The organism is Halobacteriovorax sp. BALOs_7 (genome assembly GCF_003612895.1).
GTDB lineage: Bacteria > Bdellovibrionota > Bacteriovoracia > Bacteriovoracales > Bacteriovoracaceae > Halobacteriovorax_A > Halobacteriovorax_A vibrionivorans.
The window spans coordinates 607,622-620,206 of sequence record NZ_CP027772.1 but is presented as its reverse complement, the minus strand read 5'-3'; the positions used below and the strand labels follow the sequence as shown (position 1 = coordinate 620,206).

The following is a 12,585-nucleotide window of genomic DNA, read 5'->3' as shown; positions in this document are numbered from 1 at the left end:
CTCCGAATTGTTAAAAATGTTTTATCTTATATTGAATACTTAATTTAAAATTTTGTCCTACTTCAGGAATATAAGAGCCATGTCTACGATATGACTTATCAGTTAAGTTATCAAGTCTTGTTGTTAGCGTCATCCCTTCAAGGGCACCTTTTCTAAATTCTTTCGAGGCAAAGATATTATGAAGTGTATAGCCTGCTGTCGCAGTTGTACGCTCAAGAGTATTTGGATTGACTCGATCTTGTCTCATTGCCATTACAGCATCGTATCCAACTTTAATTCCATATTGATCAAGATGATAATTAATACCAAATGAATATGTATTGGCCGGCATATTTGAAAGCCAAATCTCTCTGGACTCATCCCAACCGACATTTCTGGAGTAATTTGCACGAACCTCTAATTGGTCATATAGATAACCGATTTCCACTTCTTGCCCATACAATGAAACTCGATCACGATTTACAAATTGCGTTGTTCCGTTTTTACCGTCCACAATTGCGTAATCAGTGATCTCTTGATCAATATAATCTTTCGCAACAGATTTATAGCCACTCGCCTTAAAAGTGAGTAAATCATAATCTGAAAATAATTGTTTTTTAAATTCGACACCAAACTCTATTGTTTCAGATGTTTCAGGTTTTAGGTTTAAATTGGAAACAAAGTAATTATCAGAGATAAAGAAACCATCTCCTGGACGATGAAGCCCTGTAGCATAAACCTCTTGAACATCAGGACTATTAAAACCTTGAGAAAGACTACTAAAGAGATTCAATCCACCTACTTCATAATTAATTAAAACTTTTGATGATAGATTACTATCTTTAACATCACGATAATCAAATTTCTTAGACTCTAGCTCATAGTCACTGAAACGAATCCCTGGAGCAATTGTCACCCCACCAACTTTATAATTAACTTCTCCAAAGGCAGCAAGTTCTGTTATTTGTCCATCTGGATAATCTGAGACATTCTCATTTGAGCTCTTACCAGTCACATTATCAATCGTTGCATCAGAGCCAATAAAGAAAGAAAGTTCATCATTGATTTTAAACTTCTTCTTTGCTCTTGCTCCAATCGTTTCGATATTTCTTTCTTCAGTGCGATTATCACTATCACGCTCTTGTTTATTGAATTGCTCAGAATAATAAACTAATCCATTTATATCAGTAGATATATAATTTAGAGTTGCAGCATGCCTTTTGATATTTGTCTTACCCTGTAGACTTGTAAGGGAGCTTGGTGGATCTAGAGTTGCATTTAGAGGCGAATCATCCTCTAGCTCATAGAGCTCTCCAGATACTTTTAATCTCCTTGCCTTTCCTAAATCAAAAGAAAACTTAGACAAGAAATTTAAACTTTCAAACTCTGAATTTCTAAGCGTCGATCCATCACTTAATTTGATATCTTTTGCATCTTTTACATTGGCACTTAAGAGATAGTCTCCCTTATCAATAAGACCAAATGTCTTAATGGCCTGCCCATTTAAATTAGAGGCTTCTTCATAAGAGTACTTTAAAATACTTCCAGCTTTCTCCCCTCTGGCCAAATAGTCTCGCCCATCCTTTGTGACAAAAGACATTCCTCCACCAAGGCTAATCCCTTGAGAATAATCTGTATTCGACTTGAAGATATCTACTTTTTTAATACTGTCTGGATCAATAGCAAGATGTGAATAATTGTGGTTTGAAAAGAAGAAGGTTTGACTGACACCGTCCACATTAACAAATATCTTATTTGCTTCAAGCCCTCTAATTTGAGGAGTCTCACCTATTGAGCGCGGTCCACCTTTTGTTGTGGCACTTGCTGTTTTCTTTAAGACATCATCTAAACTTTGTGCAACCTCTTCTTCTAAATCATCAGAGCTTACTTCATCCTGTAAGCCTAGAGTTTTAGATTGAACTTCTTGGGCACTTTCAATTTCATCGGTAATATAAATCGACTCAAGACGATTTACGTCTTGTGCAAAAATAGCTGAATTTGAGAGAAGGCCTAATAAAACTATCGAAAATACAAGAGTGTATTGGCCATCAAACTTTTTTATCATGGAAGCAAACTACCATAAATGAACCAATTTTTGGAATGCTTTTCAAGCACTTGCTAGATATTACAATATATTGATTTTACAATAATTCGTATTTAATTGGGATCGCAATTTTAAGAACTTCAGACTTCAAAAAGTCAGGCATCTCAGGCAGCTCGTTTAAGTCTTCTATGGTTTCAAGGGCCGACTTATCTAAGATGGCATGGCCGCTACCTTTTTTAATTCGAATATTTGAAAGATTCTTTGGGTATGAGACTTCAAAGTATATATCCACAACACCTTGTTTTTTAAGCATTTTTGCAATTTTAGGATAGCGCTTTCTTGCAAGAATTTCATCTCTGACTCTCTTTAGATATCTTGCCTTTTGCGTTTCTTGTCCACTGTTAACGACCTTTTTTGGATTAGGTGCATTTTCAAGACTATGCTCTTTTACAACCTTCCTTTTTTTAGAAACAACTTTCTTGGCCTTCTTTACAACTTTCTCTTCTACCTTTTGTTCAAGGCTATTCTTTATTTTAACTATACGCTTAACTTGAATTCTTTGAGATTGATTCTTTGAATAATGAAGATTTGCGCTATCTTCTTTACTTTGAGTAGAAGATGCAAAAAGCAGCAGGCCATGAAGACCTGCTGATATGATTGCTGTATATAAAAAAGTATTTTTGCGCATATGAACTATTATTATCACTAAAATAGTTAAGATTCTCAAATCCTTTATCTATAATGTAGATTTTTCATCACATTTTACGCTGATTTTTAACTTTGCATCTCTCTTAAAACCATTTGTAGGATTCCACCGTGTTCGTAGTAGTCTACTTCTGCTGCAGCATCAATTCTTAAAGTAACAGCAAACTCAACAACACTTCCATCTTCGCGTATCATCTCAACATTTAAGTCTTGTCCTGGCTTTACACCACCGTCGACACCGATGATATTAAAAGTTTCAAGACCTGTTATTTTATGGGACTCAATACTCTCTCCTTCTTTAAATTGAAGAGGAAGAACACCCATACAAACAAGGTTACTACGATGGATACGTTCATAACTCTCAGCTAAAACGGCCTTGATCCCTAGCAGATTAGTTCCTTTGGCCGCCCAGTCTCTTGAACTTCCAGAACCATATGCACTGCCGGCCACAACGATAAGAGGTACGTTTTCATTTTGATATTTAAGTGAAGCATCATAAATACTCATTTGCTTGCGACTAGGAAGATGAGTTGTCCAAGGCCCTTCTGTTCCAGGGGCCATTTGATTTTTAAGCCTAATATTTCCAAAAGTTCCGCGAACCATGACTTCATGATTTCCTCGACGAGAACCAAAACTATTAAAGTCCTTCTGCTTTACACCTTGTTCAATTAGGTATTGTCCTGCAGGTGAATCTTTTCCAATTGAGCCAGCTGGCGAAATATGATCCGTTGTAATCGAGTCTCCTAAAAGACACATGATCTTTGCTCCTTCAATATCTCTAAGAGGGGCAGGATCTTTTGGAAGGTCGACAAAGAAGCTAGGTTCACGCACATAAGTAGAATCTTTATCCCATTCAAAGAGATCACCTTTTGGAGAGGCCATACTCTTCCACTTATCATCCCCTGCAAAGATTCTGCCGTATTCATACTCATATTGCTCAGTTGATACAGAAGAAGAGATTAATTCATGTACTTCTTCAGGTGTTGGCCAAATATCTTTAAGAAAAATATCTTTTCCATTCTCATCTTGTCCAATTGCTTCTTTAGAAAGATCGCATAAGAAAGTACCAGATAAAGCGTATGCCACACAAAGAGGTGGAGAAGCTAAGTAGCTGGCCTTAATTTGACTATGGACTCGCCCTTCAAAATTTCGATTCCCTGATAAAACAGAAACAACGGCCAAATTATTCTCATTAATATCTTTAGATACCTCTTCTGGAAGAGGACCTGAGTTTCCAATACATGTCGTACAACCATAACCAACAAGATTAAAACCAAGTTGCTCTAAATATGGGAGAAGGCCTGACTTCTTCAAATAATTTGTCACAACTCGAGAACCTGGTGCAAGAGAAGTCTTAACCCAAGGCTTTGTCTTTAATCCTGCTTCAACTGCCTTTTTTGCGACAAGGCCTGCGGCCAACATGACAGACGGGTTAGAAGTATTTGTACAACTAGTGATTGCCGCAATTGCAACATCACCGTGCTTAATTGTCTTGCCTTCGTTTTTGTTAACTTTGAAATTATCATCAAATGATTTTCTAGCATCAGAAAGATTCACTCGCTGTTGAGGAAGCTTAGGGCCAGCAAGACTTGGAACAACTTTACTTAAATCGAGATCAAGGATTTCACTAAATTTTGGCTCCACATCACCATCTTCTCTAAATAGTCCCTGCTCTTTTGTGTATTTTTCAACAAGCTCAACCTTCTCTCCACGCCCAGTCATTCTAAGATATTCAAGTGTGACTTGATCCACTGGAAAAAGCGTTGCTGTAGCACCAAACTCTGGCGACATATTAGAAAGTGTAGCGCGATCGGCAATACTTAAACTAGATAGCCCATCACCAAAGAATTCAACAAACTTACCAACAACACCATGAGCTCTTAGTTTTTCAGTAAGAGTTAGAACAAGGTCTGTTGCTGTTGCTCCTGTTGGTAAGCTACCGATTGTTCTAACACCAATAACAATTGGCTTTGGTAAGAACATTGGCTGACCAAGCATTGCTGCTTCAGCTTCGATTCCACCAACACCCCAACCAAGAACACCAAGTCCATTAATCATTGGCGTGTGAGAGTCTGTACCAACAAGAGTGTCTGGTAGTGCCCATCCATTTTTCTTTTGAACAACATGACCAAGGTGCTCAAGGTTAACTTGGTGACAAATCCCCATTCCTGGAGGCACAACTCGAAAATCTTTGAAGGCCTGCTGGGCCCAATTTAAAAGGGCATAGCGTTCTGCATTTCTTTCATATTCTAATTCTAAGTTTTTTTCATATGAATCAGCATGGCCAAAGTTATCAACTTGTACTGAGTGATCAATTACAAGATCAACTCCAACATATGGATTCACGGCCTTTGGATCTCCTCCATTTCTAGCCATTGCACTTCTCATTGCAGCAAGGTCAACGACAGCTGGTACACCAGTGAAGTCTTGCATTAAAACTCTTGCAGGCATAAATGCTAACGAAGAATCCTTATCATTTGGCCATGTAGCAAGGGCCTCAACATCAGAGTCCTTAACATCTTTCCCATCAACTCTTCTTGCAATATTTTCTAAAAGAATTTTTACCGTATGCGGTAGTTTATTTAAATCAACATTGTGCTTCTCACATAGATCCTTAAGGCTAATATACTTAAGTTCTTCATCTGCAACTTTAAGTAACTTTGTTACTTCATTCATAAATCACTCCTAATCGTTTAGGTTAATAATTATTTTTCTAATTTCACATTCTCTTTCTTTTCGAATTATTTTAACATAGATAAAGATAATTTTTTTCTTAAGGAGACAAATATGAGCGATGAATTAGCACCACATAACGTAACTGTTGAGGAATTTAAGGGAAATAAGATTTTAAAGATCTACAAAGTTGATGAAGAAGGTAATGAACTTGAGAAATATGGTACTGTTGTTAGTTTTGGCCTAACAAAAGCTAAGTATATTCTTGAGAATATTGATCATATAAAGAAGTTTGTTGAAACCTATTCAAAAGATTAATTTTTCACTTGATTTAAGTTTTTAATCAATCGTTCTTTTCTCATGGCCACTTTCGTCTGATAAGTTTTAATAAAGTTTTTTGCTTGCTCGAAATTAGTGGCCTTCCCCACTTGAATAATTCCGGCCATCCCCATGACAAAATGAAATTTACAATTATAGATATGGATACCTTCTTTTTCAAACTTTACAGTAATTGACTTCCCTTTTTCAGCTTGCCACTTTCTTTCACCATCTGGAGAGAAAATAGATTGAGGCTGGTGAGCAAAACTCTCCATTGGCTTAAAAGTTACAGTATCGCCTTTGTTAATTTGTAAATAACTGGGTTCGAAGAACATTGTCTCCCTCCCCTTCACCTCGTATGCTTTAACGAGATAATTCTTCGAGTAAGTATTTAATTGGAAAAGTAATACTATTGTAAGAATGGATATTTTCATAAGAAGAGAAACCTGACCGAAAATATTCGGTCAGGATTTTTTTAGTTATTTATATTTTAGATCGAAACGGTCTGCTTGCATGACTTTTGTCCAAGCCTTTACGAAGTCTTTTACAAACTTTCGTTTACCATCGTTAGAAGCATAAACTTCTGCAACAGCTCTTAGCTCTGCATGAGAACCAAAGACTAAGTCAACAGGAGTTGCTGTGTATTTAAGTTCGTTTGTCTTACGATCACGACCTTCATAAATTCCAGGCATACTCGACTTAACCCACTTATTATCCATTGTTAGAAGATTTACAAAGAAATCATTTGATAATCTTCCTGGACGTTTCGTGAAAACTCCATGCTTTGAACCGTCAGCATTTGCATCGAGAACTCTCATCCCGCCGACTAGAACTGTCATCTCAGGAACAGTTAGACCAAGCATATTTGCTTTATCGATTAGCATATAGATTGGAGTTCTTCCTGACTCTTCAGTGTAGTAGTTACGGAAAGCATCTGCTTTTGGCTCAAGGAATTTAAAAGATGTAATATCAGTCTGTTCTTGAGTCGCATCCCCTCTTCCTGACTTGAAAGGAACTTTGACTTTTACACCAGCATCACGAGCTGCTTTTTCAATAGCTGCTGCACCACCAAGCACAATAGTGTCTGCCAGAGAAGCTCCATATCTTTTACTAATCTTTTCAAGCTTAGGAAGTGCTTTTTCAAGAAGTTTAGGATTATTTACTTCCCAACTTTTTTGAGGAGCAAGAGCAATTCGTGCACCATTTGCACCACCTCGCATATCTGTAGAGCGGAAAGTTGAAGCTGAGGCCCAAGCAACTTTTACAAGCTCAGATACACTTAATCCCGACTTTAGTGCAGCTTTCTTTATACTATTAGCTGTTGCACTTGAGATCTTCTTTCCTTTTGGAGTTGGATCTTGCCACTGAAATGACATCTTAGGAACTTCCTTACCAATATAGCGAGCCTTTGGCCCCATATCACGGTGAGTAAGTTTGAACCAAGCCTTTGCAAATGCAAACTCAAACTTCTTTGGATCATCTAAGAAGGCCTTTGAAATTTTTGCATAAGCTGGATCTTTCTTAAGTGCGATATCTGTAGTGAACATAATTGGAGCATGACGCTTACCTTTAATATGAGCATCAGGAACCATCTCCGCTGCGCCCTCATCTGTTGGAATCCACTGATGAGCACCTGCTGGTGATTTCGTCAGCTTCCACTCAAATGCCCATAAATTATCGAGATAACCTGTTGTCCACTGAGTTGGAGTTGCATTCCATGCACCTTCAAGACCCGAAGTAATTGTATCTTCAGAGTGTCCTTTTCCACATTTATTCTTCCAACCAATACCTTGGTTTTCAATTGGTGCTCCTGCTGGGTCTGGCCCTAAACAGTCTTGTGGTTTATGGGCACCGTGTGCCTTACCAAAAGTGTGTCCACCGGCGATAAGAGCAACTGTTTCTTCATCATCCATTCACATTCTTCCAAATGTTTCACGGATATCCTTTGCCGCAAGTAGTGGATCAGGCTTACCATTTGGTCCTTCAGGGTTTACATAGATTAGACCCATTTGAACTGCTGCAAGTGGTTTTTCTAACTTGCGATCACCTTTATATCTCTTGTCTCCAGCAAGCCATTGAGTCTCTGGTCCCCAGTAAACAAGGTCAGCTTCCCAATCATCAGTACGTCCACCGGCGAATCCAATTGTTTTGAATCCCATATCTTCAAGTGAAACGTTACCTGCTAGAACCATTAAATCGGCCCATGAGATTTTATTTCCATATTTCTTTTTAATTGGCCAAAGCAGTCTTCTTGCCTTGTCTAGAGATACGTTATCTGGCCAGCTATTAAGTGGTTCAAAACGTTGTTGACCACCGCCGCCACCTCCGCGGCCATCGTGACTTCTGTATGTACCAACACTGTGCCATGCCATACGAATAAAGAAAGGCCCATAGTGACCGTAATCAGCTGGCCACCAATCTTGTGATGTCGTTAGTGTTTTTCTGATGTCTTTTTTTACTGCAGAAAGATCTAATTTCTTAAACTCTTTTGCATAGTTGAAGTTACTTCCTAAAGGACTAGACTCTGGTGAGTGTTGTCTCAGTGGAGAGAGATCGATTCGGTTTGGCCACCAAAATGAATTTGGTTTTGCTTCACCTTTTGCAAATTGCTGTTGCATCCCGTCCCCTGAGTTTGATGCACAACTCAGAAGTGCGAAAGTGGCAATCAGCAAAGGAAGTTTTCTTTTCATGCTTAAAGCTCCTTTGAAAAATAAAAAACCATAATTTCGTTGAAACTATTATTGCGAATGAGTCTTTTTAAATACATTCTATTTTGTCTATTTAATGATAGATTTTAACTATAAGAAAAGTTAAGTTATTCAATAGATATAAAGATCTTTAATAAATACAGTAACTTAGAACTAGTTCTAAATTACTGTATTTGATTTATTGAGGATTTATTTTCCGCTTTGGCTTTGTAATTTTGCAAGGTTTTTACTCACCTTGTCAGCATCTAGCATCGGATCGACATCGCGATCAAGTGCCACAATTTTTAAATTAGGATCAATAATAAAGGTCCATCTTTTTGACATATTAAAGACGGCCATCTTTGCACCAAACTTCTTCGTTACTTCCCCACTTTCATCAGAAAGTAAATCAAAAGTAAGGGCATGCTCTTCATGAAACTCTGCTTGATCCTTTACCGAATCAACGCTTATACCGTAGACTTCGGCTCCTAGCTTTCGAATAGATTTAATACTATCGCGAAAGGCACAAGCCTGTTTAGTACATCCAGGTGTTCCAGCTTTTGGATAAAAGTAAAGAACTGTCCACTTGCCTTTACGTGAGGCCATAGTAAAGTCTTTCCCTTTATGATTTTTAACTGTGAAGTCAGGAACTTTTTGACCTAGCTCAACATCCTTGGCCTGAGCGCTAAAGAACATAATTAAGGTTAGTAAAGGTATCTGAATAAATCTTTTCATTATAACTCCAGTGTATAAATAATAATTAAACTTTAACCTATAAAACTATATACGCAAAAATAATACAATTGGATCATATTTAAATTATTTCTAATATTCCTCTTCCTTCTTCACTCAAACTTGGCAAAACATAAGTTCTTCTTAAGATTTAAGAATGCTATAATCTTCTCTATGATAGGAAGCTTCACTGAAAGACAAATAGAATATCACTCGAAATTTGGAACAATCTATATTTGTGCTAATCCAAATGGAATTTCCTATATGGGCTGGGAAGACCAAGAACTCGACCCTCCACATCTAGATGATGATCAGCGAATTATCAAATATCTCCACGATGCAGAAGGCGAAATTGAAGAGTATCTTGCAGGTAGCCGCAAGAAATTCACGCTGCCAATAACTCTAACAAGAGGAACTTCTTTTCAAAAGAAAGTCTGGTCCGAGCTTCTAAATATTCCCTATGGTAAGACTACGACCTATTCAGATATTGCCCAAAAAGTCGGCTCACCTGATGCCGTCCAAGCTGTAGGAAGTGCTAACGGAAAAAATCCGCTATGCATCCTGATTCCTTGTCACCGCGTCATAAATAAGTCCGGTGAACTTTCAGGCTATGCTGGAGGAGCTCAAGTGAAAGAGGCCCTCCTCAATCTCGAGGGAGCTTTTGTATAGACGATGCTAGGCTCCAAATGTTAAATTATTTGTCATGACAAATGACAAGAATCAAAAGAAAAACATGCGTCCAAAACAGGACATTCCGACAATTTTATCTCGCGTTGAAAGACCTAAGAAGGCAGTCGTAACTGCAGGTATGCCATACGCAAACGGGCCAGTTCATATTGGTCACTTAGCAGGTGCACACGTTCCAGCTGATATTTATGCAAGGTGGACAAAACTTCTTATCGGTCAAGACAATGTTCTCTTTGTTTGCGGTACTGATGATCATGGATCAACAAGTGAAGTAGCAGCAAAGAAGCTAGGAAAAACAACACAAGAATTTATTGGTGAAGTTCATGCTAAGCAGTCCAAAACAATGGAGCGCTATTCTATTGGACTTGATACATATACAGGAACATCTCGTGAAGAAAATTACGAGGCCCATAAAGAACTATGCCAAGACTTTTTAAGAAAGATGCATGGTAATGGGATGCTTGATAAGAAGACAAGTGAGCAATGGTTTGATCCTGAATTAAATATGTTCCTTCCTGATCGCTATGTTCAAGGTGAATGTCCAAATAGTGAATGTTCAAATACAAAAGCATATAGTGACGAATGTGATGTTTGTGGGAAAAATTATGATCCACATGAATTAAAGAACCCTGTTTCAACAGTAAGTGATGCAACTCCTGTTCTTAAAGAAACTGATCACTGGTATTTAAATATGTGGAAAGTGACTGACCAACTTATAGAATGGTTAGATACAAAGCAAAAGACATGGAGAAAACCAGTTCTTCAAGAAGTATTTGGAACAGTTTATCCAAGTGTGATCTTTTCTAATAAATCAGAAGCAGATTACAAAGAAATTAAGGGAGATCTTCCAAAGCACAAGAGCCGTTACGCTCCAGGAAAGAAAGTTGTTGTTCAATTTGAAAACCTAGCTGACCTTGAAACAGGTAAGAAACAATTAACTGATAAAGGTATTGAGTGTGAACTTAATGATGCTTGGGCACATAGAGCGATTACTCGTGATGTTTCATGGGGAATCCCTGTTCCAACTGACCTTGATGAAGGGATGGAAGGAAAAACTCTCTACGTTTGGCCAGAGTCTTTAATTGCACCGATTTCTTTTACAAAAGTAGCTCTTAAGAAAAAAGGACTCGATCCGCAAACTTATAAGGATTTTTGGACAGACCCTGATGCCAATATTTATCAATTCCTTGGAACTGATAATGTTTTCTTCTACGTTCTCATGCAAGGTGCGATGTGGTTTGGTGCTCAAGAAGACCCAATGAGACAAGCGATTAAAGGGGAATTCCAACAAACAGATATCTTCTCTAATTTTCACCTACAAATTAATGGTGAAAAAATGAGTAAGTCGAAAGGAAACTTCTATACTGGTGATCAATTAATTGATGAGATGGGATACTCGGCAGACCAAGTTCGCTACTTCCTTTCAACTCTAAGTCTTTCAGAGAAAGCTTCTAACTTTGATTTTGAAGTTTTCAATGCCAAGAATGCATTCCTTGCAGGTCCAATGAATGCCTCTTTTGAAAAACCAATCTCAGCTTGTCACAAGCAATTTGGTGGCGTGGTTCCTAAGGGAGAGCTTATTGGTAAGACAGAAAAAGAGACTCTTAAGATCGTTCAACAATATACGAAGTTTATGGCAAAGGGAGAATACCCAAAGGCCCTTGGTGCACTAGAGAATTATGCTCGTATTATTAACGGACTATTTAATCAGTATAAACCTCACGATGATCGCTTTGATGAGAAAGAGCGTACTGATGCTCTTTATTCAAGCTTTTATATCCTAAGAAATATTCTTATTATGCTCTCACCATTTGCACCTGAGACAATGGAGAAGTTAAGAAAGTCGCTAAACCTTCCTGAAAGTGTTTATTCGATTGATGAGCTTGCAAAAGAATTCCCTAAAAATCATAAAATTGGGGAACAAGACGTATACTTTCCAGCAGTTGAAACTGAGTAAAGATAAAAGAAAAGGCCTCAAACGAGGCCTTTTTTTAATCAAGATCTTCTAGCTGACCTTTTATTTTATTCTTTAATTGATCAAAATTAATATCTTCAATTTCAACAATCATTCCTTCTTTTCTTCTTTGCGCTTCTACATCATCAAGATCATCTTCATCAGCAACTCCGATAACTTGTTCTAATGCAATAGACATATCTCTATGAACAAAAGGATCTAATTCATCAAGGCCTGCGGCCATTGCAGAACCAGCAGCTGTTCCAGTCGGCGCACCAAAGAAGAATCCTCCAGCAGCAGCGACACCTCCATCAAGACTAACACCTGTTCCAATATAATAAGCAGCTGTTGCTTTTGCTCCGATAATTAACCCTAGATAAGCTGAAACAGCTAAAATAGCGACGTCAGCACCGGCAGCATAAAGAGCGTGGCGGCCATTCATATCGGCCATTTTCTTAATGTCACTTCTTGCAAAGGTACGATAATCAGAAAATAGATTTCGACATTTTAGCTCTTCCCTATTTCCATGACATTCTTCAAAGATATAGCGATCGTTTACGATTTCAGTGGCCTTGATATACTTGAAAGCAGTTTCTTCGGCCTTAATAAAAGTCGCAGCATAGTTGATTTGTGAAAGGAGTAGAACTCCTGTTAAAATAGTTTTCTTTAGTTTCGGGGATAGATTTTTCATGACCTAATATTATCAAGATTATGAATAATTATATCCAATCCTGTAACTTCTTTAGGCCATGAAAAATCTTTAAACACCCAATTATCTCATGAAATTCTGGCTACTTAGATAATTT

The 12,585-nt window shown here is 37.8% G+C and carries 9 protein-coding genes and 1 pseudogene; 3 read left to right on the top strand and 7 right to left on the bottom strand.

What is annotated here, in order from left to right; all coding sequences use genetic code 11:
- Nucleotides 1-10 precede the first annotated feature (10 nt).
- The 3 genes from BALOs_RS03025 to acnA form a co-directional block, all read right to left on the bottom strand.
- Complete coding sequence (locus BALOs_RS03025) at nucleotides 11-2,044, bottom strand: TonB-dependent receptor domain-containing protein (RefSeq protein ID WP_120404218.1); 2,034 nt, start codon at nucleotides 2,042-2,044, stop codon at nucleotides 11-13.
- A gap of 76 nt (nucleotides 2,045-2,120) precedes the next feature.
- A complete protein-coding gene (locus BALOs_RS03020; protein ID WP_115361590.1) occupies nucleotides 2,121-2,711 on the bottom strand; it encodes an energy transducer TonB in 591 nt (196 codons plus the stop codon).
- Nucleotides 2,712-2,797: 86 nt separating this feature from the next.
- Nucleotides 2,798-5,404 (bottom strand): aconitate hydratase AcnA, encoded by a 2,607-nt coding sequence (gene acnA, locus BALOs_RS03015; RefSeq protein WP_115361592.1) that lies wholly within the window; start codon nucleotides 5,402-5,404, stop codon nucleotides 2,798-2,800.
- A gap of 111 nt (nucleotides 5,405-5,515) precedes the next feature.
- On the opposite strand from acnA, the gene BALOs_RS03010 reads away from it, so the two are divergent.
- Entirely contained in the window at nucleotides 5,516-5,719 is a 204-nt protein-coding gene (locus BALOs_RS03010) for a hypothetical protein (protein WP_115361594.1), read from the top strand.
- Here the strand turns inward: BALOs_RS03010 and BALOs_RS03005 are convergent.
- The 3 genes and pseudogenes from BALOs_RS03005 to BALOs_RS02995 form a co-directional block, all read right to left on the bottom strand.
- A complete protein-coding gene (locus tag BALOs_RS03005; protein ID WP_158536860.1) occupies nucleotides 5,716-6,054 on the bottom strand; it encodes a plastocyanin/azurin family copper-binding protein in 339 nt (112 codons plus the stop codon). The genes BALOs_RS03010 and BALOs_RS03005 overlap by 4 nt on opposite strands.
- Nucleotides 6,055-6,198: 144 nt before the next feature.
- A pseudogene (gene katG / locus BALOs_RS15540) lies at nucleotides 6,199-8,337 on the bottom strand (catalase/peroxidase HPI).
- Between the two features lie 279 nt (nucleotides 8,338-8,616).
- Nucleotides 8,617-9,141 carry a peroxiredoxin gene (locus BALOs_RS02995; protein WP_115361600.1) on the bottom strand — a complete coding sequence of 175 codons (525 nt, stop codon included), beginning with the start codon at nucleotides 9,139-9,141 and terminating at the stop codon, nucleotides 8,617-8,619.
- A gap of 171 nt (nucleotides 9,142-9,312) precedes the next feature.
- Here BALOs_RS02995 and BALOs_RS02990 point away from each other — a divergent pair, with 171 nt between their 5' ends.
- Entirely contained in the window at nucleotides 9,313-9,807 is a 495-nt protein-coding gene (locus tag BALOs_RS02990; RefSeq protein ID WP_115361602.1) for a methylated-DNA--[protein]-cysteine S-methyltransferase, read from the top strand.
- A 34-nt stretch (nucleotides 9,808-9,841) separates the two neighbouring features.
- On the top strand, nucleotides 9,842-11,782 hold the full coding sequence (locus BALOs_RS02985; RefSeq protein ID WP_205570968.1) for a methionine--tRNA ligase: 1,941 nt from the start codon (nucleotides 9,842-9,844) through the stop codon (nucleotides 11,780-11,782).
- A gap of 34 nt (nucleotides 11,783-11,816) precedes the next feature.
- On the opposite strand, the gene BALOs_RS02980 is transcribed toward BALOs_RS02985, so the two are convergent.
- Nucleotides 11,817-12,470, bottom strand: coding sequence for a hypothetical protein (locus BALOs_RS02980; RefSeq protein WP_115361606.1), 654 nt, complete (start codon nucleotides 12,468-12,470; stop codon nucleotides 11,817-11,819).
- Nucleotides 12,471-12,585 lie beyond the last annotated feature (115 nt).